Source organism: Pseudonocardia broussonetiae (assembly GCF_013155125.1).
GTDB lineage: Bacteria > Actinomycetota > Actinomycetes > Mycobacteriales > Pseudonocardiaceae > Pseudonocardia > Pseudonocardia broussonetiae.
Map to the genome: position 1 here is coordinate 1,533,604 of NZ_CP053564.1, position 23,115 is coordinate 1,556,718.

Annotated in this window: 21 protein-coding genes and 2 pseudogenes; 15 read left to right on the forward strand and 8 right to left on the reverse strand. The window is 75.0% G+C overall.

The genetic code is table 11. The features are described from left to right. The 7 genes from HOP40_RS07650 to HOP40_RS07680 all read left to right on the forward strand — a co-directional run bounded on the left by HOP40_RS07650 (position 1) and on the right by HOP40_RS07680 (position 7,756). The gene (locus HOP40_RS07650) at positions 1-1,422 is read left to right on the forward strand and encodes an FtsW/RodA/SpoVE family cell cycle protein (RefSeq protein WP_172156057.1); all 1,422 of its coding nucleotides are present in this window, start codon (positions 1-3) and stop codon (positions 1,420-1,422) included. Next, positions 1,419-2,894, forward strand: a complete 1,476-nt coding sequence (locus tag HOP40_RS07655) for a peptidoglycan D,D-transpeptidase FtsI family protein (protein WP_172156060.1) — start codon at positions 1,419-1,421, stop codon at positions 2,892-2,894. Before HOP40_RS07650 ends, HOP40_RS07655 begins: the two co-directional genes overlap by 4 nt. A 13-nt stretch (positions 2,895-2,907) precedes the next feature. Next, entirely contained in the window at positions 2,908-4,203 is a 1,296-nt protein-coding gene (locus HOP40_RS07660) for a serine/threonine-protein kinase (RefSeq protein WP_240157568.1), read from the forward strand. Positions 4,204-4,309: 106 nt separating this feature from the next. Beyond that, positions 4,310-6,232, forward strand: a complete 1,923-nt coding sequence (gene pknB / locus HOP40_RS07665) for a Stk1 family PASTA domain-containing Ser/Thr kinase (RefSeq protein ID WP_172156062.1) — start codon at positions 4,310-4,312, stop codon at positions 6,230-6,232. Positions 6,233-6,259: 27 nt separating this feature from the next. Further along, positions 6,260-6,895, forward strand: a complete 636-nt coding sequence (locus tag HOP40_RS07670; RefSeq protein WP_172156064.1) for an aminodeoxychorismate/anthranilate synthase component II — start codon at positions 6,260-6,262, stop codon at positions 6,893-6,895. A gap of 82 nt (positions 6,896-6,977) precedes the next feature. Next, positions 6,978-7,247 (forward strand): cell division protein CrgA, encoded by a 270-nt coding sequence (gene crgA / locus HOP40_RS07675; RefSeq protein ID WP_172156075.1) that lies wholly within the window; start codon positions 6,978-6,980, stop codon positions 7,245-7,247. Positions 7,248-7,309: 62 nt separating this feature from the next. Further along, on the forward strand, positions 7,310-7,756 hold the full coding sequence (locus HOP40_RS07680; RefSeq protein WP_172156077.1) for a PH domain-containing protein: 447 nt from the start codon (positions 7,310-7,312) through the stop codon (positions 7,754-7,756). Here the strand turns inward: HOP40_RS07680 and HOP40_RS07685 are convergent. The 3 genes from HOP40_RS07685 to HOP40_RS07695 are packed head-to-tail and all read right to left on the reverse strand — an operon-like array spanning position 7,742 to position 10,257. Then, on the reverse strand, positions 7,742-8,602 hold the full coding sequence (locus tag HOP40_RS07685) for a rhomboid family intramembrane serine protease (protein WP_172156089.1): 861 nt from the start codon (positions 8,600-8,602) through the stop codon (positions 7,742-7,744). The genes HOP40_RS07680 and HOP40_RS07685 overlap by 15 nt on opposite strands. 10 nt (positions 8,603-8,612) lie before the next feature. Next, positions 8,613-9,143 carry a peptidylprolyl isomerase gene (locus HOP40_RS07690; RefSeq protein WP_172156091.1) on the reverse strand — a complete coding sequence of 177 codons (531 nt, stop codon included), beginning with the start codon at positions 9,141-9,143 and terminating at the stop codon, positions 8,613-8,615. After that, complete coding sequence (locus HOP40_RS07695) at positions 9,127-10,257, reverse strand: alpha/beta hydrolase family protein (RefSeq protein ID WP_240157569.1); 1,131 nt, start codon at positions 10,255-10,257, stop codon at positions 9,127-9,129. Before HOP40_RS07695 ends, HOP40_RS07690 begins: the two co-directional genes overlap by 17 nt. 147 nt (positions 10,258-10,404) lie before the next feature. Here HOP40_RS07695 and HOP40_RS07700 point away from each other — a divergent pair, with 147 nt between their 5' ends. Continuing rightward, on the forward strand, positions 10,405-10,965 hold the full coding sequence (locus tag HOP40_RS07700; RefSeq protein ID WP_172156095.1) for a hypothetical protein: 561 nt from the start codon (positions 10,405-10,407) through the stop codon (positions 10,963-10,965). A gap of 134 nt (positions 10,966-11,099) precedes the next feature. Next, positions 11,100-11,513, forward strand: a complete 414-nt coding sequence (locus HOP40_RS07705; protein WP_172156097.1) for a hypothetical protein — start codon at positions 11,100-11,102, stop codon at positions 11,511-11,513. Positions 11,514-11,554: 41 nt separating this feature from the next. Here HOP40_RS07705 and HOP40_RS07710 read toward each other — a convergent pair whose 3' ends face one another. Next, positions 11,555-11,881 carry a putative quinol monooxygenase gene (locus HOP40_RS07710; protein WP_172156099.1) on the reverse strand — a complete coding sequence of 109 codons (327 nt, stop codon included), beginning with the start codon at positions 11,879-11,881 and terminating at the stop codon, positions 11,555-11,557. A gap of 101 nt (positions 11,882-11,982) precedes the next feature. Here HOP40_RS07710 and HOP40_RS07715 point away from each other — a divergent pair, with 101 nt between their 5' ends. The 6 genes from HOP40_RS07715 to HOP40_RS07740 all read left to right on the forward strand — a co-directional run bounded on the left by HOP40_RS07715 (position 11,983) and on the right by HOP40_RS07740 (position 18,107). Beyond that, positions 11,983-13,146 (forward strand): luciferase domain-containing protein, encoded by a 1,164-nt coding sequence (locus HOP40_RS07715; protein ID WP_205347121.1) that lies wholly within the window; start codon positions 11,983-11,985, stop codon positions 13,144-13,146. 83 nt (positions 13,147-13,229) lie between these two features. Continuing rightward, positions 13,230-13,721 (forward strand): pyridoxamine 5'-phosphate oxidase family protein, encoded by a 492-nt coding sequence (locus HOP40_RS07720; protein ID WP_172156101.1) that lies wholly within the window; start codon positions 13,230-13,232, stop codon positions 13,719-13,721. A gap of 65 nt (positions 13,722-13,786) precedes the next feature. Further along, positions 13,787-14,482, forward strand: a complete 696-nt coding sequence (locus HOP40_RS07725; protein WP_172156102.1) for a hypothetical protein — start codon at positions 13,787-13,789, stop codon at positions 14,480-14,482. Between the two features lie 75 nt (positions 14,483-14,557). Then, positions 14,558-15,568, forward strand: a complete 1,011-nt coding sequence (locus HOP40_RS07730; protein ID WP_240157570.1) for an extracellular solute-binding protein — start codon at positions 14,558-14,560, stop codon at positions 15,566-15,568. After that, a complete protein-coding gene (locus tag HOP40_RS07735; protein ID WP_240157571.1) occupies positions 15,565-17,097 on the forward strand; it encodes an ABC transporter permease in 1,533 nt (510 codons plus the stop codon). Before HOP40_RS07730 ends, HOP40_RS07735 begins: the two co-directional genes overlap by 4 nt. Further along, entirely contained in the window at positions 17,094-18,107 is a 1,014-nt protein-coding gene (locus HOP40_RS07740; RefSeq protein WP_172156104.1) for an ABC transporter ATP-binding protein, read from the forward strand. Before HOP40_RS07735 ends, HOP40_RS07740 begins: the two co-directional genes overlap by 4 nt. A 1,452-nt stretch (positions 18,108-19,559) precedes the next feature. On the opposite strand, the pseudogene HOP40_RS36360 reads toward HOP40_RS07740, so the two are convergent. From HOP40_RS36360 to HOP40_RS07760, 4 genes and pseudogenes are all read right to left on the reverse strand, one after another. Continuing rightward, a pseudogene (locus HOP40_RS36360) lies at positions 19,560-20,534 on the reverse strand (AMP-binding protein); the annotation flags it as partial. After that, positions 20,531-20,638: pseudogene (locus HOP40_RS36735) on the reverse strand (helix-turn-helix transcriptional regulator); the annotation flags it as partial. The pseudogenes HOP40_RS36735 and HOP40_RS36360, both read right to left, overlap by 4 nt. A gap of 18 nt (positions 20,639-20,656) precedes the next feature. Next, positions 20,657-21,667 carry a helix-turn-helix domain-containing protein gene (locus HOP40_RS07755; protein ID WP_172156106.1) on the reverse strand — a complete coding sequence of 337 codons (1,011 nt, stop codon included), beginning with the start codon at positions 21,665-21,667 and terminating at the stop codon, positions 20,657-20,659. Between the two features lie 68 nt (positions 21,668-21,735). Then, positions 21,736-22,992: an acyl-CoA dehydrogenase family protein gene (locus tag HOP40_RS07760; RefSeq protein WP_172156108.1), complete on the reverse strand. Its 1,257-nt coding sequence runs from the start codon at positions 22,990-22,992 to the stop codon at positions 21,736-21,738. Between the last annotated feature and the right edge of the window lie 123 nt (positions 22,993-23,115).

Genomic DNA, 23,115 nt, shown 5'->3' on the forward strand with positions numbered 1-23,115 from the left:
GTGGCGGCCCCCGAGGCGCGGGAGCAGGCGGGCCCGCCCACCGGCCGCACGATCGAGCTCGTGCTGCTGGCGTTCGCGGCGGTGCTGGTCACCGGTGCGCTGGTGCTCGTCGAGGCCAACCAGGAGCAGACGCTCACCCTCGACCTGCTGCTGATCGGCGTCGCGTACCTGGCGCTGCTGGTGGCGGCGCACATCGCCGTCCGCTGGCTCGCTCCCTACGCCGACCCGCTGATCCTGCCCGCGGTGGCCCTGCTCAACGGCCTGGGCCTGGTGATGATCTACCGGCTCGACCTCGCGAAGGCCGACCGCGCGGTGGCGCTGGGCAACGACCTGCCGACGCTGCTGTGGCCGCGCCAGGTCGCCTGGACCGGCGTCGGGCTGGTGCTGTTCGTCGCCGTGCTGTGGATCGTGCGCGACCACCGCAAGCTCGCCGCGTACGCCTACACCGCCGGGTTCGCCGGGCTGGTGCTGCTCGCGCTGCCGGGCGTGCTGCCGTCGTCGATCTCCGAGGTCAACGGGGCCAAGATCTGGCTGCGGCTGGGCATCTTCTCCATCCAGCCGGGCGAGTTCGCGAAGATCCTGCTGATCATCTTCTTCGCGGCGTTCCTGGTGCAGAAGCGCGACCTGTTCTCCACCGCGGGGCGCCGCTTCCTGGGCATGGAGCTCCCCCGCGCCCGCGACCTCGCGCCGCTGCTCGTCGCCTGGGCGTTCTCGGTCGGCGTGCTCGTGCTCGAGCGCGACCTGGGCACGTCGCTGCTGTTCTTCGGCATCATCCTGGTGCTGCTCTACACGGCCACCGAGCGCGTCTCCTGGATGCTCATCGGGCTGGCGTTCTTCGCGGCCGGCGGCATCGTGGCCTACCAGCTGTTCGGCCACGTCCGCACCCGCGTGCAGATCTGGCTCGACCCCTTCGCCGACTTCGACGGCGCCGGCTTCCAGATCGGCCAGGCCCTGTTCGGGCTCGGCACCGGGGGCCTGGGCGGCACCGGGCTGGGCGCCGGACGCCCCGAGCTCGTGCCGTTCGCCGAGAGCGACTTCATGCTGTCCTCGCTGGGCGAGGAGCTGGGACTGATCGGGCTCGCCGCGGTCATGGTGATCTACCTGGTGCTCATCACGCGCGGCCTGCGCAGCGCGCTCGCCGTGCGCGACAGCTTCGGCAAGCTGCTGGCCACCGGGCTCGCGTTCACCCTCGCGCTGCAGGTGTTCATCGTCGCGGGCGGGGCGTCCAAGCTCATCCCGCTGACGGGGCTGACGCTGCCGTTCCTGTCCTACGGCGGCAGCTCGCTCGTCGCCAACTACGCGCTGGTCGCGCTGCTGCTGCGGATCTCCAACGCCGCCCGCGCCCCGCTGCCCCGCCGCCCGGCCACCCCGCTGCCGCCGATCGCGGAGGCGGGCACCGAGCTGGTGGAGCGACCCTCGTGAACACCCCGGTCCGCCGCATCGCGATCGCCGTGATGGCGATGATCCTGCTGCTCATGGCCAACCTGACCTACGTGCAGGTGGTCAAGGCCGGTGACTACCGCACCGACCAGCGCAACCAGCGCGTCCTGCTCGCCGAGTACTCCCGCCAGCGGGGGCAGATCAGCGCGCAGGGCCAGGTGCTCGCGCGCAGCGTCGAGACCGACGGGCAGTACCCCTACCAGCGCGAGTACCCGAACGGCCCGGCGTTCGCCTCGGTCACCGGCTACTACTCGCTGATCTACAGCGCGGGCGGCCTGGAGCGGGCGGCCAACGACGTCCTCAACGGCAGCGACGACCGGCTGTTCACCCGCCGGCTCTCCGACCTCATCACCGGGCGCGACCCGAGCGGCGGCAACGTCGTCACCACGATCGACCCGGCGGTGCAGCAGGCCGCCTACGACGAGCTGTCCGACAGCGGCTACACCGGCGCGGTCGTGGCGCTGCAGCCCGCCACCGGCGCGATCCTGGCGATGGCGTCGACCCCGTCGTACGACCCGGGGCCGCTGGCCAGCCAGAGCGCCACGACGCAGCAGGACGCGTGGGCGGAGTACACCGAGGCCTCGCCGCCGGTGCTCACCAACCGCGCGATCCAGGAGGTCTACCCCCCGGGGTCGACGTTCAAGCTGATCGACGTCGCCGCGGCGCTGGAGAGCGGGCGCTACACCCCCGACAGCCAGCTGACGGCGGCGTCGAGCATCACCCTCGCCGACACCGCCACGCAGCTGCAGAACTTCAACGGCAACCAGTGCGGCACCGGCCAGACCGCCAGCCTGCGCGACGCCCTGCAGCGCTCGTGCAACACCGCGTTCGCCGAGCTCGCCCAGCAGCTGGGCGAGGAGGCCCTGCGCAACCAGGCCGAGGCGTTCGGGATCGGCACCGAGGACATCGCGATCCCGATGACCGTCGTCCCGTCGACGATCGGCGACATCGAGAGCACCGCCGCGCTGCAGCAGACGAGCATCGGCCAGCGCGACGTCGCGCTCACCCCGATGCAGAACGCGATGGTCGTCGCGGCCATCGCCAACGGCGGGCGGCTGATGGCGCCGTACCTGATCTCGGAGGTCCAGGGCCAGGACCTGGAGGCGCTCGACACCACCGCGCCCGACCAGCTGGGTCAGGCCGTCAGCCCGGGCGTCGCGCAGACGCTGACCGAGATGATGGTCAACAACGAGAACAGCTACCAGGGCGCCGGCAAGATCCGCGGCGTCCAGATCGCGGCCAAGACGGGCACGGCCGAGCACGGCGCCGATCCCAAGTCGACGCCGCCGCACGTCTGGTACGTCGCGTTCGCGCCGGCCGAGAACCCGCAGGTCGCGGTCGCGGTGCTGGTGGAGTCCGGCGGCGACCGCAACAACCTGGCCGCCACCGGCGGGGCCGTCGCGGCGCCGATCGGGCGCGCGGTGATCGGCGCGGCGCTGCGGGGGTCCCAGTGACGGGTGGTGCGCAGTGAGGGCTCTCGCCGCGGGGCTGCTCATCGCCGACCGGTACCAGCTCGACCGGCGGATCGCCGTCGGCGGGATGGGCGAGGTCTGGGAGGCCTCCGACACGCGGCTGGGTCGCAGCGTCGCGGTCAAGGTGCTGCGGCCGGAGCTGTCCGACGACGAGGAGTTCCTGCACCGGTTCCGGATCGAGGCGCGCACGGTCGCGTCGCTCGACCACACCGGCATCGCCGCCGTCCACGACTACGGCGAGGACGACCCGTCCGACAGCGGGCGGCGCACCGCGTACCTGGTGATGGAGCTGGTGCGCGGCGAGCCGCTGTCGGCCGTGATCGCCCGCGGGCCGATCGACACCGCCGAGACGCTCCGGATCATCGAGGAGACCGCGCGGGCGCTGCAGGCCGCGCACGAGCGCGGCTTCGTGCACCGCGACGTGAAGCCGGGCAACATCCTCGTCCGCTCCGACGGCCTCATCAAGATCACCGACTTCGGCATCGCGAAGGCCGCCGACGCCGTGCCGGTCACGCGCTCGGGGATGGTGATGGGCACCGCCCACTACATCGCCCCGGAGCAGGCCAGCGGCGCCGAGGCGGGCCCCGCGGGCGACGTGTACTCCCTGGGGATCGTCGGCTACGAGTGCCTCGCCGGGCACCGGCCGTTCCGCGCCGACAGCGCGGTGGCCGTCGCGATGATGCAGGTGCGCGACGAGCCGCCGCCGCTGCCCGACACGATCCCGCTGCCGGCCCGCGAGCTGATCGAGTCGGTGCTGGTCAAGGACCCGACGCAGCGCTACGCCAGCGGGGGCGAGTTCGCCGAGGCCGTGGCCGCCGTGCGCCGCGGGGAGCCGATGCCGGTGCCGTCCGGCCTCACGCCGCATGGCGGGTCGGCACCGGTGGCGACGCCGTCGCGCAGCCGCCGCGCGGCCGCGCCGCCCCCGGTGCCCGCGCCGGATGACCGGTACGCCGTCCCCGCCGACCGGTACGCGCCCGACCCGTACCGCGTCGACGCCCGCCCGGCGGACCCGTACGGACCGTCCGACGACGGCGAGGTCTACATCGGCGACCGGCCGTACGAGCCCGTCCGGCGGGCGCCCGCCGGGCCGACGGAGCCGCTGCGGCTGCAGCCCACGTCGGGGCCGGGTCGGGGGCTGCTCATCGTGCTGTTCGTGCTGCTCACGGTCGCGGCGGTGGTGGTGGGCATCTTCGTGCTCCGAGCCCTGGGCGAGGACGACCCGGGGGCGGGGGCGGGGATGCGGGTGGGCCCGGTGCCCACCGTGGTGATCGACACGGGGAGCGGCCGGTGAACCCGTACAACCGGCCGACCGGCGCTCGGGGGGCCGTCGCTGCACCCGGTCCGCACACCGCGACCGGCATGATGACCTCGTCCACCCGAACCTCCCAGAGGCCGCGATGACCACCCCCCGCCTGTTGTCCGAGCGCTACGAGCTGGGCGATACGCTCGGCTACGGAGGCATGTCCGAGGTCCACCACGGCCTCGACACGCGACTGGGCCGTGACGTCGCCATCAAGGTCCTGCGCGCCGACCTCGCCCGCGACCCGCAGTTCCAGATGCGGTTCCGCCGCGAGGCGCAGAACGCCGCGGCGCTCAACCACCCCGCGATCGTCGCCGTGTACGACACCGGCGAGGTGCAGAGCGAGTTCGGGCCGCTGCCCTACATCGTCATGGAGTTCGTCGACGGCCAGACGCTCCGCGAGATCGTCAAGACCACCGGGCCGATGAGCCAGCAGCGCGTCATCGAGGTCATGGCCGACGTCTGCGCGGCGCTCGACTTCAGCCACCGGCACCAGATCATCCACCGCGACGTCAAGCCCGCAAACATCATGATCAACAATGCGGGCGCCGTGAAGGTGATGGACTTCGGCATCGCCCGCGCGCTGGGCGAGGGCCAGAACGTCACGCAGACCGCGGCCGTCATCGGCACCGCGCAGTACCTCTCCCCCGAGCAGGCGCGCGGCGAGGCCGTCGACGCCCGGTCCGACGTCTACGCGGCGGGCTGCGTGCTGTTCGAGCTTCTCACCGGGGAGCCGCCGTTCACCGGCGACACGCCCGTCGCGGTCGCTTACCAGCACGTGCGCGAGGACCCCCGCCGCCCGTCGGAGCTCAACCCCGACATCCCGGCCGCGCTCGACTCCGTCGTGCTCAAGGCGCTGTCGAAGAACCCGGCCAACCGCTACCAGTCGGCCGCCGAGATGCGCTCCGACCTCGTGCGCGTCCGCAGCGGGCAGACGGTGATGGCTCCCGCGGTGATGAGCGAGGACGAGCGCACCGCGATGCTCGCCAGCCAGACCGGCCCCACCCGCCGGATCAACGGCGGCGGCCGCCACACCCTGCCGCCGTCCGCGCCCGCCTACTACGACGACGAGGAGCCGCGGCGCGGCACCGGACGCATCGTCGGCATCGCGGCGGCCGTGGCGATCGCGCTGGCGCTGATCGGGTTCGTGGCCTACCAGATCTTCGGGGGGCCGGCCGCGCCGGAGCAGTTCGCGATGCCCGACGTCGTGGGGCAGGAGCAGGAGGCCGCCCGCACGGCCCTGATCAACCTCAGCCTCAACCCGACGGTGCAGACCGAGGAGTCCTCCGTCGACGACCAGGGCCGCGTCGTGCGCACCGACCCGCCGGCGACCTCGCTCGTCGAGGAGCGGCGGGCCGTCACGCTCTTCGTCGGGTCCGGGCCCGCCGTCGCCGCCGTGCCGCCGCTGGCCGGGCTCTCGATCACCGACGCCGAGACGGCCCTGGCCGCCCGCGGTCTCACCCTCGGCGAGCAGACCCCCGAGGAGACCCGCGACGAGGCGCTGATCGGCAAGATCATCCGCTCGACGCCGGCCGCGGGAGCGGATGCGCCCGGTGGGAGCGCGGTGGCGGTCGTCGTCGGAACCCGCCCGACCACCGTCGCGGTGCCCGACGTCACCGGCCAGGGCCGCGACCAGGCCCGCTCGGCGCTGGAGACGGCGGGCTTCGAGGTCGCCGAGACCGAGGTCGACGGCGGCGGCGAGGGCGGCGACGTCCTCGGCACCGAGCCGTCCGCCGGCACGCAGGCCGCCCCGGGCTCGACGGTCACGCTGCAGCTCTCGCGCGGCAACCAGGTGCAGGTGCCCGACCTGGTCGGTCTCGACCGCAGCGACGCCCTGCGCGCCATCCAGCAGGCCGGCATCAGCCTGAGCGACGTCAACCAGCGCGAGCGCGGCGTCAGCGACAACAGCCAGGACGGCCGCGTCATCGAGCAGTCGGTCGCCGCGGGGCAGTCCCTGGAGGAGGGCGACGAGCTCACCATCACCATCGGCGACGCCGGCGGCGGGTTCTTCGGGAACTGAGTCGCGGGCCGGGGCACACTGGTGCCCATGCGCGTGCTCGTCATCGACAACTACGACAGCTTCGTCTACAACCTCGTCCAGTACCTGGCCCAGCTCGGCGCGGAGACCACGGTCCGCCGCAACGACGAGGTCGACCTGGACGAGCTCGACGACGTCGACGGTGTGCTGGTCAGCCCCGGCCCGGGCACCCCGGAGCGGGCGGGTGCCAGCGTGGAGGCGATCCGGCGCTGCGCCGACCGCGCCCTGCCGCTGCTCGGGGTCTGCCTGGGCCACCAGGCCATCGGCGTCGCCTGGGGCGGGGTGGTGGAGCGGGCGCCCGAGCTCCTGCACGGCAAGACCTCGCTGGTGCACCACGGCGGCGACGGCGTGCTGGCCGGGCTGCCCGACCCGTTCGTCGCCACGCGCTACCACTCGCTCTCGATCCGGCCCGGCACCGTGCCCGCCGAGCTCGAGGTCACCGGGCGCACGGAGACCGGCGTCATCATGGCCGTGCGGCACCGCGAGCTGCCGATCGAGGGCGTGCAGTTCCACCCCGAGTCGGTCCTGACCGAGGGCGGGCACCGGCTGCTGGCCAACTGGATGACCGCCGCCGGCCACGCCCCCTCCCCCGCCGACGTCGACGCCCTCACCGCCGAGACCGCCGCCCTGAGCGCGCGCGCCTGACCCCGTCCGGGGACGCGCGCGCTACCGTGTGGGCAGAGTCCGGCGCGGCGCGCGCCGGTGACGCCGTCGACGAGGTCTGCACATGCCGAAGAGCAAGGTCCGGAAGAAGACCGTCTACACCCCGCCCGCGGGCGACCGGCGGACGACCACGCCGGTCAAGGTCAAGGGCCCCACGAACCCCGTCTACGTGGCGGTGTTCCTGGGCCTGATGCTGCTCGGGCTCGTGTGGCTGGTGGTCAACTACCTGGCTGTGGACTACATCCCGTGGATGGCCGCGCTGGGCCCCGCGAACTTCCTCATCGGCTTCTCACTCATCGTGATCGGCCTCCTGATGACGATGAGATGGCGCTGACCAGCGGAAATACCGGCCTGTAAGTAGTGCACAGTGTGGACAACCGCTGTGGACAAACTACCGTGAGTGATCATGGATCGGCTGTTCGGTCCTGGAGCCCGGCCCCCGGGCTCGTCGTGCTGGGCTGGCTCGCGGCCGCCGCGGCGACGGCCTGGTGCGTGCTGCTGGTGACGTCCGGCGCCGACCCGGCGGGCCGCCTGCTGGCCGGCTGCGCGGCCGTCGGGCTCGCCGTCGCGGCCCTGTACGGCACGCGCGCGCGGCCCCGGCTGCGCGCCGACGCCGACGGGCTGACGGTCGGCGGGCTGCTGCGCGCGCGGCACCACCCCTGGCCGCTCGTGCAGGGCGTCCGGGTGCTGCGGACGCGCCGCTTCGGCCGGGAGAGCTCGCTGCTGGAGGTCGACACGGTCACCGCCGACGGCGGGGAGCGGCTGCTGCTGTTCGGGCGCCTGGACCTCGGCGCCGACCCCGAGGACGTCGCCCCGGAGCTGATGGACCTACGTCCCCGCTAGGAGGGCGCCCACGGCGATGACCACGAGGAGCACCACGGCGATCGCGGCGAGGCCGCCGGCCTGCAGCGGCGCGCGGCGGGCGGGCGGGGCGTAGACGAGCACGGCGGTGGCCGCGGCGCCCGCGAGCAGGCCGCCGACGTGGGCCTGCCAGGAGATGCCCGGGACGAAGAACCCCAGGGCGAGGTTGACGGCGAGCAGGCCGCCGACCTGGTTGAGCGGCCGCTTCAGCCGCACGAGCGCGACGGCGAGGCCGCCCATCAGCCCGAACACGGCCCCGGAGGCCCCGGCCACGTACTCGCCGGGTCCGTAGAGCAGCATCACCGCGGCGGCGCCGCCGAGCATGCCCAGCAGGTAGACCGCCAGGAACCGCCCGCGACCGAGCAGCCCCTCCATGTCCCGGCCGATCACCCACAGCGCGAACATGTTGAACGCGAGGTGCACCGGGCCGATGTGCAGGAAGCCCGACGTGACCGTCCGCCACCACTCGCCCGCGGCCACCGTGCCGGGCGAGAGCGCCCACGCGGCGAACAGGGCGGAGCGGGTGTTGGCCGCGATGCTGCCCGCCTGCGCGGCCGTGACCGCGAAGACGAGCAGGTTGAGCACCACCAGGGCGGGCACGACCACCGGCCGTGACCCGACGACGGCGCCGGCCACCGTGGTGGCCCGGCGCACGTCGTGGCGACCCTGGTGGACGCAGTCGACGCACTGGTACCCCACCGCCGCCTCCCGCAGGCACTCCGGGCACGACGGGCGCCCGCAGCGGGTGCACGCCAGCCCGGTGGGCCGGTCGGGATGGCGGACGCACACCACCGGGGCTCCGGTGGGCGGGCCGGCGGGGTGGGTCACGGTGCCTCGTTCAGGAGATCTCGACCTTCTGGATGACGACGTCGTTCAGCGGCCGGTCGGACCGGTCGGTGCTGACCGCGGCGATCTTGTCGACGACGGCGCGCGACTCGGCGTCGGCCACCTCGCCGAAGATGGTGTGCCGGCGGTTGAGGTGCGGCGTCGGGCCCACGGTGATGAAGAACTGCGAGCCGTTGGTGCCGGGGCCCGCGTTGGCCATCGCCAGCAGGTACGGGCGGTCGAACTGGAGCTCGGGGTGGAACTCGTCGGCGAACTGGTAGCCGGGGCCGCCGCGGCCGGTGCCGGTGGGGTCGCCGCCCTGCAGCATGAAGCCGCCGATCACGCGGTGGAAGACCGAGCCGTCGTAGAACGGGCCCGAGTCGCCGCCGCTCGCGTTGGGCTGGCTGTAGTCGCCCTCACCGGTGGCGAGCCCGACGAAGTTCGCGACCGTCTTGGGCGCGTGGTCCGGGAAGAGGGTGATGGTGATGTCGCCCTCGGAGGTCCGCAGCGTCGCGGTGTTCTTGGCGTTACCTGGTTCCGTCACGCCTCCATGGTGCCAGCACCTCGGAGAGGAAGGACGTCACGGTCTCCTCGTACGCCGCGGGGTCGGCGTTCCACGCCGCGGTGTGCTCCAGGCCCGCGACCTCGACGTAGCGCAGCGCCCAGTCCAGCCCGGGCGCCGCGGCGGCCAGCGCGCGGCTCGCGGAGACCGGCACGGCGGTGTCGTCGTCGGTGTGGACGAGCAGCGTCGGCGGGCGGACGGCGGGCGGGCGGCGGCGCAGGTCGAAGCGGTCGAAGTCGATGCGGATGCGCCGGCTCGTGATCGCCGTGGCGAGCGGGGTGAGGCCGGGGGGCAGCCGCCGGTTGCGGGCCTGCAGGCGCAGGGTGGCGCGCCAGTCGACGAGCGGGGCGTCCCACACGACGGCGACGACGTCGGCCGCCTCCGCCGAGCGGTCCAGGAACGCGCCGGTGATGGCCCCGCCCATCGACCAGCCGTACAGCACGATCCGGCGCGCGCCCCGCTCCCGCGCGAACCGCACCGCCGCCTCGACGTCCTCCCACTCGGCGTCGCCCAGGTGGTCGCGGCGGTCGGGGCTCGCCGGGGCGTCGCCGTCGTTGCGGTAGCTGACCACCAGCACCGGCAGCCCCAGCGCGTGCAGGGCCGGGAGCACCCGCAGCGCCTCGCGCCGCGACCCGCCGCGCCCGTGCACCGCGACGACCCAGGTGTCGGACCCGCCCGGCACCAGCCAGGCGGGCGCCGGGCCGAGCGGCGTCGGCACGTCGACGTCGTCGAAGGCGAGCCCGCGGGCGGCCGGGTCGGGGTCCCACGGCCCGGTGTCGAGCACGGCGGCCGTGCCGGCGACGGGCACGTCCCCGCCGAGCAGCGGACGGCGGACCGCGCCGTCGACGACGGCGCTCACCGGGCCCACCCGGGCGAGCCCACCCGCCCAGCGCAGGCCCCAGGTCCCGGGCTGGCGGGTCAGGCGCGACTCCGCGAGCGAGACCGCGCCGCGGGTCACGCCGAGCACGCGCTCGGGGTAGACGACCTCCCGCCGGGTGTCGAGCAGGACCCCGGAGTAGAACCAGCCGATCCCGCCCAGACCGGCTCCGATACCGACACCGGCGCTCGCCGCCGCGAGCCTTCCCACCACCGTCACGATGTCGATGATGAACGACACGCCGGGCTGCGCACGAGCCCCACCATAACGAGTGAAAGACGATGACGGTCACGTTAAGTGCACACCCCGTCGCTGAACGCCTCGTTGATCGTCCTGACAACGAAAGCGTCTGAAGGGACACCTCGCATGAGCAGCCTCGCTCGGCGCAGCCTGCGCACCACCGCCGCCGCGGCCGGAATCGCCGCCCTCGGTGTGGGCTTCGCCGGCCACGCCCTCGCCGCCCCCGCGCTCCCGGCCCTGCCGGGAACCGAGGGCCTGAGCGAGGCCGGCCTCCCGGCCGCGCCCGCCCTGCCCGCCGCCCCCGAGGCCCCGGCCACGCCCGGCCTGCCTTCCGCCGAGGGCTGGAGCGTCCCCGGCGTCGTCAACTTCGAGATGCCGGCCGTCAACACCGCCGCGCCCGAGCTCCCCGCCGGTGACGCGTTCGCGCTGCCGACGGCCCCCGAGCTCGCCGTGCCGGAGGCGCCCGCCGCCCCCGAGCTGCCCGCCGCCCCCGAGGCCCCCTCGACCTCTCCCGTCGTGAACAGCGGCGAGGGCGTCGAGGGTCAGGTCAACGGCCCCGCGCCCGAGGGCGTCGGCCAGAACCAGGTCGGCGCGATGGCGGCCATGGACATGGCGGCGATGCTCGCCGAGATGGCGCAGAGCGGCGCCGCCGGTGGCTCGATCACGGAGAACCAGCAGATCGGCTGATCCCGGCCCTTCCGACGGCCCGCCCGCGCACCCCGGTGCGCGGGCGGGCCGTCTGCTTACCCCGCACGTCATCGACCCGACGACCCCGCTGCACGACAGTTCCTGTCATGACCTCGACGACAGGAGCGCACACCATGAGCACCCTCGACACCGCCGCCACCCGCACCTCCGACGGCGGCCGCCTGCTGCGCCGCGCGCTGCGGACCGACGCCGCCGCCTCGGGTGCGCTCGGCGTGCTCGCCCTCGCCGCGGCGCCCGCGCTCGTCGACCTGCTGGGCCCGCCCGCGCCGGTGCTGGTGGGCGTCGGCGCGTTCCTCGTCGTCTTCGCGGCGGGGCTGCTCGTCCTCGCCGCCCGGCCGGTCGTGCCGCGGCCCGCCGCGTGGACGGTCGTGCTCGGCAACGCCGCGTGGGTCGCCGGCAGCGTCCTGGCGACGGTCGTCGCCGGCCCCTCGCTCACCGGGCTCGGCGTCGCCGTGGTGCTGGCGCAGGCCGCCGCGGTGGCCGTGTTCGCCGACCTGCAGTGGCTGGGCCTGCGGCGGATGGGCTGACGGCGCCCCGGGCGGGCCCGCGGGCCCGCCCGGACGGTGCGTCAGCGGGGCGTGATCTCGCCCATCGGGCCCCAGCCCTGCACCTGCTCGTGGTCGACGTACATGATCTGCGGCTGCGCGGACACGAGGTCGGGGGCCTTCTCGACGAACTCCGCGAAGTGCTGCGTCTTCGTGTGGGCGCCACCGGCGTCGGCGTCGCGGAAGCACTCGATGGTCACGAACTCCAGCGGGTCCTCCAGGCCGCGCGACCACTCGAAGAAGTTGCAGCCCTCCTCGGCGTTGACCGCGGTCGCGTACGACCGGGCCAGGGTCAGCCACTCGTCGACCTTCTCGGCGCGCACCGGGAACTTGACGTTGATCAGGATCATGGGCGACATCCTAGTGACGCGCGTCGCTGTTCCACGTGGAACAGCGCCCGCCGTCTCGCATTGAGACCGGTCCCCGGAGCCGCCGCCTCTACCGTGGCGCGGTGGGAGATCAACGTCTCGCCGGGCCGGACGACATCCCGCTCGTCGCGCGGTGGGGCACCGAGCACCCGGCCGCACCTCTGGTCGTCGCGCTGCACGGCAGCGGCACCAGCGAGCACTCGCTCATCGAGATCTCGCCGTGGCTGCCGCACGGTCCCGTGGCGTACGTCGCGGTGCGCGGGCCGGTGCAGCAGGGCACCGGCTACGCGTGGTTCACCGGCGGCCCGCCCGACGCCGACGACGTCGCCCTGAGCTGCCGCTGGTTCTTCGACTGGCTCGACACGGAGGGCGACCCGGACCGGCCGGTGCTCCTCGTCGGCTTCCGCGAGGGCGTCACGTTCGCCGGGGCGCTGATGCTGACCGCGCCGCACCGGTTCGCCGGAGCGGGCCTGCTCTACGGCGCGCTGCCGTTCGACGCGGGCCTGCCGATGGGGCGCGGCGCACTGTCCGGGATGCCGGTGTTCCTCGCGCACGGCGAGGCCGACGTCCGCACGCCTGCGCCGCTGCTCGCCCGCACCTGGGACTGGCTGGCCCGCGAGAGCGGGGCCCCGCTGTGGGCCGAGCGCGAGCCGGGCGGGGCGCAGCTGGCCGGTGAGGTCGTCGGCCACCTCGGCACCTGGCTCGGCGACCGGCTCGACCACCTGCGCGCCCACGGCGAGAACCCGCTCCCCGACGGCGACGAGCCCGCGTGGCCGACCCTCACCGGCGGCCGGCTCCCGGCGCGCTCCGGCCCGCCGCCCGAGACCGCGACCACCGTCCCGCAGCACCAGCTCACCCAGAACGCGCCCGCGGACCGGCAGGAGGAGCTGTGGAAGCGCCTGTCCGCGCTCGACGCCGTGACGACCGCGCCGGCCACCGTCGGCGTCGCGGGCACCCGGTCGCTGCTGCTCGACCGGTCCGCCGCGACCGGGCCGGACCCCGCGTACCTGGTGCCCGACGTCGGCGAGTTCGCGCACCTGCACCCCGATCCCGACGGCAGCGTGCACGTCGCCCTGCCCGACGAGCTGGCCTACGACGCGATCGCCAAGGGCTGGGCCGTGCCGCACCCGCTCGCCGGGGTCCGCGTCGGCTCGGGGATGGTGCTGGTCCCGGGCCCGCGCGACGACGCCGAGGTCGACGTCGTCACGGGGATCGTCGAGGCGGCCCGCCGGTACGCCGTGGGGTGAGCCCACCTCGTCGTCGAGGGTGTCGAGGATCCGCGACCGGCTCCGTCCCGGGGGTGAGCGACCCCCAGACGCCGGAGGACCCCATGGACGCGCAGACCGTCACCGACACCCTCGACCGACCGATCGCCCGGGAGCTGCTGGCCTCCGACATCCCCGCCCGCCTGTCCTACGTCGGCCTCGACGGCGATCCCCGCGTGGTCCCCACGGCGTTCTGGTGGACCGGCGAGGTGGTCGTCGTCGCGACCGTCGTGAGGTCGGCGAAGGTGGCGGCGATCCGGCGGCACCCCCGGGTCGCGCTGGCCGTCGACCGGCCGGGGATGCCCCCGCGGTGCCTGCTCGTGCGCGGGGCGGCCACCGTCGAGGTCGTCGACGGCGTGCCCGACGAGTACGTCGCCGCCTCCCGCAAGGTCACCCCGGCCGAGGCGATGCCCGCCTGGGAGGCCGGCGTGCGGGCCCTCTACGCGCAGATGGCGGTGATCACCGTCCGGCCCGACCACGTCGTGCTGCACGACTTCGAGACCACGCTCCCGAAGGCCGTCGCCGATCTGGTCGCCGCGCACGGCGACGCGCGCTGACGGGCCCGGGGGCCGCCGGGCTCCATACTGGACGCCGACGGGACGCGACCGTGCGAGGAGGGCCCGTGGAGCGATCGCCGGTGGCGGGCGGTGTCGGCCACTGGCTGCGCCGCTCCACGGCGGGGACCGGGCGGCGGTGGCTGCTGGTCGCCGTCCTGGTCGTCGGGGCGGCGGCGGCCGTGCTGGTCGCGGTGGCCGCGCCCGTGCCGACGGTGGCCGTCCCGGCGTCCGCGGCGCAGCTGCTGATGTCGGTCCTCGTCCCCCTGTCCGGGGTCCTGCTGGCGCAGGAGTGGGCGCGCGGTCCGGGCGGGGGCGGCGCGGGGCCGGTCGTGCTGGCCGCCGCGTCGTACGCCGCGGCCGTCGCGCTGCTGGGGTTCGCGGCCTGCGTGGTGGCCGTCGCGCTCGTGCCGTCGGCGGCGCTCGGCGGACCCGCGACGGTGGTGGCCGTGGCGCTCGGCGGGATCGGGGTGCAGGTCACCGCGCAGCTCGTCGGCACCGGGCTGGGGTTCCTGCTGCGCCGGCCGCTGGTCGCGTTCCTCGGGACGGTCGTCCTGCCGCTCGGGGTCTGGCTGACGCTGGGCGCGCTCGGCCCGCTCGCGTGGCTGCGCGCGTGGCTCACCCCCTTCGGCGCCACCCCGCCGCTGCTCACCGGCAGCCCGTCGACCCCCGAGGTGGTGGCGTGGCTCGTGGTGCTGGCCCTGTGGGGCGGTGCGCTGAACGCCGCCGGGGTGTGGTCCGCCCGCCGACGGCCGGTGACCTGACCCCTTCCGCCGGGTAATTGGTTACGCTCACCTCACTCGGCCGCGCCCGCCGGCCACCTGACGAGGAGTGACCCCGTGCCCCGCGTTCCCCTGATGGCGGCCGCCCTCGCCCTCGCGGCGCTGTCCCCCCTGGTGACGGCCTGCGGTTCCTCGGCGGACCTGACGATCTACTCGGGACGCAACGAGCAGCTCGTCGGCGAGCTGATCACGCAGCTCGAGGAGCGCATCGGCGGCACCGTCGAGGTGCGCTACGGCAGCAGCGCGGAGCTGGCGGCGCAGCTCCTGGAGGAGGGCGACGCCACCGAGGCCGACGTCTTCTTCTCCCAGGACGCCGGCGCGCTCGGCGCGCTCGGCGGGGCGGGTCGGCTCGACCCGCTGCCCGCCACGGTGCTCGACGCCGTCCCCGCCGAGTACCGGGCGGAGGACGGCGGGTGGGTGGCGACGTCCGCGAGGTCGCGCGTGCTGTTCTACGACCCGCGCCAGGTGCCCGAGGCCGAGCTGCCCACCGGGCTCGACGCGCTCGCCGACCCGGCCTGGCGCGGCCGGCTGGGCTACGCGCCGACCAACGCGTCCTGGCAGGCCTTCGTCACCGGGCTCCGGGTGCTGCGGGGCGAGGACGGCGCCCGCGCGTGGCTGGAGGCGTTCGCCGCCAACGAGCCGGTGCGCTTCGAGAACAACATCCAGATCCTCGACGCCGTCAACGCCGGGCAGATCGCGGTGGGCCTGTCCAACCACTACTACTGGTACGAGCGGGTGGCGGAGGTCGGCGAGGCGAACGTGCCCGCGCGGGTGCACTACGTGCCGGGGGGCGACCCGCTGGGCCTGGTGAACGTGGCCGGGGCCGGCGTGATCGCGGGCAGCCCCGACGCCGAGAAGGCCCGGCAGGCCGTCGAGTTCCTGGTCTCGGACACCGCGCAGCAGTACTTCGCCGACGTCACGGCCGAGTACCCGGTGCGGTCGGGCGTCTCCTCCACCGTGCACGACCTGCCGCCCCTGTCGGACCTGCAGCCGCCGGACATCGACCTGTCGGACCTGGAGTCGCTGCAGCAGACGCTCGCGCTGCTCCAGGAGACCGGGCTGGCGTGACGGGGGCGCTGCGCGCCCGGACCCGGCGGCAGGTCCCCCCGGCGCTGGTCGCCGCGGCCGTCGTGCCCGGCCTGTTCGCGCTCGTCCCGCTGGTCTACCTGGGTGTGCGCGCGCTCGGCGCGGGCCCCGCCGCGGTGCTCGACGTGCTCACCCGCCCGCGCACCGCCGAACTGCTCGTCCGCAGCGTGGCCCTGGCCGGGGCGGTCACCCTCACCTGCGTCGTGGTCGGGTCCGGCCTGGCCTGGCTGCTCGTGCGCACCGACCTGCCCGGACGGCGGGCCTGGGCCGCGGTGCTGGCGCTGCCGCTGGCCGTGCCGTCCTACGTCGCCGGTTTCACGTGGATCGCGCAGTGGCCCGCCGTCGCCGGGTTCTGGGGCGCCTACGCGGTGCTCACCACCGTCAGCTACCCGTACGTGCTGCTGCCGGTGGCCGCGGCGCTGCGCAGCGCCGACGGGGGCCTGGAGGAGGTGGCCCGCTCGCTCGGGCACGGCGCGGGCCGGGTGCTGCTGACGGTGACGGCCCGGCGGGTGCGGCCCGCGGCCGCGGCCGGGGGGCTGCTGGTGGCGCTCTACGTGCTCAGCGACTTCGGTGCGGTCTCGCTGATGCGCTACGACGCCTTCACCCTCGCCATCTTCACCAGCTACCGCGCCACCTTCGACCGCACGCCCGCCGCCGTGCTCGGGTGCGTGCTCGTCTGCCTGGCCGGGCTGCTGACCTGGGCCGAGATGCGGGCCCGCGGCGCCGCGGCGCAGCGGATCGGGCGCGGCACCGCCCGGGCGGTCGCGGTGGTGGCACTGGGCCGGGCCCGCGTCCCGGCCGTCGCCGCGGTCGTCGCGGTGGCGGGGATCGCGCTGGGCTTCCCCGCCTGGAGCCTCGTGCACTGGGCCGCGGTCGGGTCGTCCACGGGGGTCGACTGGCCCGCGCTCGCCGGTGCCACCGCCGTCACGCTGCAGGTCGCGGCGCTCGGGGCGGTGGTCACGGTGCTGCTCGCCGGGCCGGTCGGGGTGCTCGCCGCCCGGCACCGGGGACGCCTGGTCGGCGTCGTCGAGACCGCCGCGTACGCCGGGCACGCACTGCCCGGCGTCACCATCGGGCTAGCGCTGGTGTTCCTCGGCATCCGCCTGGTGCCCGGGATCTACCAGGAGACCCCGCTGCTCGTGGCGGGGTACGCCGTGCTGTTCCTGCCGCTGGCCATCGGCGCGGTGCGCACGTCCGTCGCGGCGGCACCGCCCGCGCTGGAGGAGGCCGCGCGCTCGCTCGGGCACGGCCGCCTCGCCGCGTTCGCGCGCGTCACCCTGCCGCTCGCCGCGCCGGGCGTCGTGGCGGGGGCGGCGCTGGTGTTCCTCACCATCACCAAGGAGCTGCCCGTGACGCTCATGCTCCGCCCGACCGGCGACGACACCCTCGCCGTGCAGCTCTGGAGCCACACGGGCGCCGGCGCGTTCGGCGCCGCCGCGCCCTACGCGCTCGTGCTCGTGCTGGTCGCCGCCGTGCCGACCGTGCTGCTGGACCGGGCGATGCGGCGATGACCCGTCTCCTGGTCGACGGGGTCCACGCGGGGTTCCCGGGCGCCCCGGTGCTGCACGGCGTCGACCTCGAGGTGCCGGACGGCGCGCTCGCCGCCGTCCTCGGCGCCTCCGGCGGAGGGAAGACGACCCTGCTGCGCTGCATCGCCGGCTTCCACCCCGTGACGGCGGGACGCATCCGCATCGGCGACCGGGTCGTCGCGGGCGACGGGGTCGACGAGCGGCCCGAGCGCCGCCGGATCGGGCTGGTCCCGCAGGACGGCGCGCTGTTCTCCCACCTCACCGTGGCCGGCAACGTCGGCTTCGGGCTGGACCGGGCGGGGCGCCGCAACGGTCGCGTCGGCGAGGTGCTGGACCTGGTCGGGCTCGCCGACCTGGCCGGGCGCCGCCCCGGCGAGCTGTCCGGCGGCCAGCAGCAGCGCGTCGCGCTGGCCCGCGCGCTCGCGCCGGCGCCCGCGCTGGTGCTGCTCGACGAGCCGTTCACCGCGCTGGACGCGAGCCTGCGCGGCGAGGTGCGCGAGCAGGTGCGGGCGGCGCTGCGGGCCGCGGGCGCGACGGCCGTGCTGGTCACCCACGACCAGGAGGAGGCCCTGGGCATCGCCGACGTGGTCGCGGTGCTGCGCGCGGGCCGGGTGGTGCAGGCGGGATCACCGCGGTCCGTCTACGGCGAGCCGGTCGACGTCGGGGTCGGGACGTTCGTCGGTGACGCGGTGGTGCTGCCGGCCGCGGTGCGGGCGGAACGGGCGGCGAGCGTGCTCGGCGAGCACGCCGTGCCGGCGCCCGACGGACCCGGGCGGATCCTGGTGCGCCCCGAGCAGCTGCGGCTGGTGGCGCCGGACCGGGGCCCGGTCGGGCGGGTCCTGGAGGTCGTCTTCCACGGCCGCGACACCACGGTCGTGCTCGACGTCGGGGGTGCCCGGGTGCGGTGCCGCACCGCCGACGCGGACGTCCCCGGCCCCGGCCGCGAGGTCGGCGTCGAGGTGTGCGGACCGGTGCGCTTCTACCCGGAGTGAGCGCGCCCGGGCCAGGACCCGCCCGCCGACCACGTGCAGCGCCACCCCGGCGAGCAGGCAGGCGAGCGTCGCGAGGGCGGGGGGCAGCGCGGCCAGCCCGGGGTACACGGCGTAGTGGGTCAGGTAGATGGTCAGCGACGCCGCCGCCAGCGCCGACACCGGCGTGACCAGCACCCGCGGCACCCGCACGGCCGGCACCAGCAGGAGCAGCACCCCGAGCGTCGCCACCGCGCCGCGGGCCGGCTCGGCCGCGAAGAACGCCGGGACGAGCGTGACGACGAGCAGGGTCACGGCCAGCCGCTGCGCCGGTGTCGCCGCCTTCTGCACCACCCAGCCGAGCACGAACACCCACAGCACGGTGTGCGGGCTCATCAGCCGGTCGGTGAAGGTGTTCCCGCCGTCGTCGAGCGCGGTCGCGGCCAGGGCGACGCCCAGTACGGCGCAGCCGAACCCGAACGGCCACCGGCGCTGGGCCCGGGCGATCGGCGGCACCGCGAACACGGCGGCGAGCAGCAGCAGCAGCTGCACGAGGGTCTCGACGAACCAGTACCCCCAGGCCTCGGGGTCGATCCAGTAGTTGAGCAGCAGGGCGTGGTGCAGCCCGACGTCGGGTTGCGTCATCGCCCGCCAGGTCACCCAGAGCGCGCTGAGCACCCCGATCCGCACCGCGGAGCGCAGGGCGGCCCGCGCCGGATCCCCGGCGCCGGGCGACAGGGCGAACCGCGCGAACGCCCAGCCCGCCACCGCCAGCAGCACGTGCGAGCCGCCGAGCACCCGGAACGCGCCCACGTGCGAGCCGACGACCAGCACGATCGCCGCGGCGCGCAGCACGGTGGCCGTCTCGATCCGGGCCGGGCCACGGGCGCCCGGGGTCCGCGCGGCCAGCTCGCGGACCGACAGGGTCGGCCAGTCCGGCGGGACGTCGCCGAGCACCCGGGCCAGCCCGACCTGCATCCGGACCGAGGACAGCGAGTCCCCGCCCAGCCCGACGAACGTGTCGCCGCCGCGGATCCGGTCGTCGGGGAACACGCCGGCGAACACCGCCCGGACGCCGTCGGCCACCGGCTCCGCCGCCGCGCGGGCGGCGAGCGCCGCGTGGTCGACCTTCCCCGACGCCGTCCGCGGCAGCTCCGCCACCGTGACCACCCGCACCGCCGCGGCGGGCAGCCCGAGCCGCTCCACGGCCGTCGCGCGGGCCCGGTCGGCGCCGCGCCGCACCGCGACGACGATGCCCGTGTCGTCACCGGTGCAGGCCAGGACGCCGGCGTCGGCGAGCAGCCGCTCGGCGTGGTCGAGATCGACGCGCAGGCCGAACGGCTTGACGAAGCGGGCCGCGCGGCCGGTGACCTCCAGGAGGCCGTCCGGGCGGAGCCGGCCCAGGTCGCCCGTGCGCAGCTCGGTGACCTCCCGGCCGCGGGCGAGGTCGGCGGGGCTGCGCGCGTAGCCGAGCATGACGCCGGGGCCGCGGCACACCAGCTCGCCCACGCCGCGGGCGTCGGGCGCGTCCACCTGCAGCGTCGTGCCCGGGACCGGGAGCCCGATCGCCGACGGCGCGGCGTGCACCCGGTCCGCGGGGACGTGCGCCATGCGGGCGGTGGCCTCCGTCTGCCCGTACATGACGTGCAGCGAGAAGCCGCGGCTCCGCCCGAGCGCGGCCCACCGCCGCACCGCCTCCGGGTCCCAGCGCCCGCCCGCCTGCGTCACGTAGCGCAGGTGCGGGAGGTCCAGGTCGGCGAACCCGGACCGGTCGAGCAGGTCGAACGTGTGCGGCACGCCGTGCAGGCTGGTGGCGGCGTGGGCGCGGAACTCGGGCCAGAACGCCGGGTCGGCGACGGACGCCGGCCCGAGGAGCACCGACGCCCCGCGCAGCAGGTTGCTGTGCACGACCGACAGCCCGTAGCAGTAGTGCAGCGGCAGGGTCAGCGCGGCGCGGTCGTCCGGCCGGATCGGGAGGATGTCGGCGATGGCCGCGGCGTTGGCCGCCAGGTTGTCGAAGGTCAGCCGCACCAGCTTCGGCGAACCGGTCGAGCCCGACGTCGACAGCAGCAGCGCGAGGTCGGGGTGCAGGTCGTGCGCGGGGGCGGGCGAGCACTGCTCGTCGACGTCGCCGCGGACGACGACGTCGGGCCGGTAGTGCCCGACGAGCGACGCGGCGCGGTCGGGCGGCAGGAGCAGGGTCGCGTGACGGGCCCGCAGCGCACCGACGTAGGCGACGAGGGTGTCGAGCCCGGGCGTCGCGACGATCCCGACGAGGCGCCGTCCGGCGCCCCACCGTTCGGCGCGGGCGTCCGCACGGGCGGCGAGTTCGCGGTGCGTGACGACCTCGCCGGCCGGCAGCGCGACGGCGGCGCGTCCACCGTGCGCAGCGAGGCCGTCCACGAAGAGAACAGGTGAGCCCACCCCTGCATTAGATACGCCTACCCTCACTCGGTAAAGGCTGCGGAGGCCCCTGTCTCACTCGGTGGCGGCGCGTGGCGGACCTCGGACGGCGTGCACCCGAAGCGCGCGCGGAACGCGCGGGTGACGTGCGACTGCGATGGAACGTCGGCTCACCGGACGACGACGTGGGCTCCCGCCGGGAGCGCCGCGTCCCGGTACTGCGACGGCAGGCAGTCGTAGCGCGAGCGGAAGACGCGGTTGAGGTGGGACAGGTCGCAGAAGCCCCACCGGCTGGCGAGCTCGGTCAGGGACTGCCGCGTACCCGAGGCAAGCTCCCGCGCGCACGCCTCGACGCGCAGCGTCATGACCGTCCGGCCGAAGCTCTGCGGGGTGCCCTCGTACAGGCGGTGCAGCGTGCGGGGGGAGATGCCGAACCGCCGTGACACGAGGGCCGCGGACAGGTCCGCGTGACGCAGGTTCGCCGCCAGGAAGCGATTGATCGACGCGCGCAACGAGGCGTCGAGCTCGTCGCGGCAGGTGTCGCGCAACCGGTCCCCGCCGCCGGCCGCCGCGGCCAGGAGTGCGGTGAACGCGGTGTCCGCCGCCTGCCGCCCGTGGCGGTCGAGGGAGCCGACGTTCTTCCAGATCGACAGCATCGTCGAGGCGACGAGGGCCGCCGAGCCGCCCGTGGTGCCGTCGTGGGTCACGGCGGTGCTCCCGTGCGGATCGGCGAGCAGGGGGACCAGCTGCGTCCGCGGGACGCGGAACGACACGACGTGCCACTCCTGGGAACCCGGCTCGCCGACGAACTCCAGGCGGTACTCGGCCGTCGTGTCGAACATCGCGAACCCGCCCGGCTGCACGACGCACGTCCGGCCGCCCTGGCCGCCCACGCAGTGGCCGCGCAGCTGGAGGTTCACGAACACGTGGTCGGAGTCGGTGCGCCGGACCTCCGCCTCGCCGTGGGTGATCAGCTGCGTGGCGGAGACCACCTCGGCGCAGTTGGTGCCGGTCAGGACGCTGGACCGGACCCAGCTCTCGATCCCCGGCTGACGCGGACCCGACGGACGGTGCGCCGAACGCCGCTCGGTGGCCAGCGGGGTGAACGCCTCGCAGATGACCTCGCGCCAGTAGCTGAACTGCTCCACGGGCGGCCGGTCCGTCGTCGTCCAGTAGCGCATCGCCCACACTCCTCGCCCCGGTCGTCCGTGTGCCGGGACCCATGATGCTCGACCGACCGCCCGTGTGGTCAGGCCGTCGAGAGCCGGTTCTCGGCCGCCGCGAGCGGGTCGTAGGTCGGGTTCTGGAACATCTCGTGCAACTGGCGGCGCCGCACGCCCATGTTGCCGCCGTCGTACACGGGGAAGCACAGGACGTCCTGCATGATCCCCGCGATCGGGGTCAGATCGGTGTAGGCGTCCACCCCGACCAGGCGCATGGCGTCGTACACGACCTGGACCGACGTCTCCGACGCGAAGACCTTGGTGATGTTCGCGAGCTCGCGGTCCTTGCCGTCGGTCTTGTCGAAGTGGTCGGCGGCCTTCCAGGTCAGGTAGCGGGCCGCCTCGATCCGGATCTTCAGGTCGGCGAGCATGTAGCCGGCGTTCTGGTACTCGATGACCGGGTGCGGGCCGGAGCGGTTGTCGGTCCTGGTGAACTCGTAGGCGTAGTCGAACGCGGCGCGCATCCGCCCCACGCAGGCCGCACCGATCGGTGCGCACGTCCACGAGAAGGCCGTCTTCACGATCTCCATGCCGTCGCCGGGCTCGCCGAGGATGTTGCCGGCCGGAACCCGGACGTTCGTGAACTCCAGCCGCGGCGAGATCGTGGCCCGGTGCCCGATGGTGTCGATGATCCCGGTGATCTCGACGCCGGGCGTGCCCTTCTCCACGACGATCACCGCGAGGGACTCCTGCGGCGGCTTGTCCGGGTCGGTGCGGCACACCAGGGTGATGACGTCGGGCAGCTCGCGGTTCCACCCGGATCCGTTGGTGGTGTAGTGCTTCGCCCCGTTGATCACCCACTCGTCGCCGTCGAGCCGGGCGAAGGTCTGCACCCCGACCTTGGGGTCCACCGAGTCGAAGTTCGCTCCACCGGTGACCTCGGTGAACCCGAACGCCGCCAGCCGCGGCTCGTCGTCGGTGAACGGGCGGAGGAAGCGCTCCTTCTGCTCGTGGGTGCCGAAGTGGATGATCGGCGCCAGGCCCAGTCCCGTGGCCAGCACCGCGGTCGGGGTGTTGATGTCGACGCGCGCCAGCTCCTCGGCGGCGAGCACGAACGCCAGCGAGGAGAACTTGTTGCCGCCGTACTCGTCGGGGATCAGCGCCTTCAGGAAGCCCGCGGCGACCATCTGCTCGTAGAACGGCTTGATGGCGTAGAAGCGCTCCTCCGGCCCGGGGATGTCCTGCAGTGCCGCCGCCACCCCGGTCAGGACGCCGTCGGCGAACTGCCGGGCTCCGGCGCGCAGCTCCAGCTGACCCTCGTCGAGGCTGAAGTCGAGTCCCATGTCGTCCTCCGTGCACAGGGCTCCGGCCCGTCGGCCGGAGCGGTGCGCGCAGTGTCGGACACGGGCGACGCCCAGCACTTGGACGAGAGCGCACCGCCACTGGTACGACCGCGCCGCGAACCG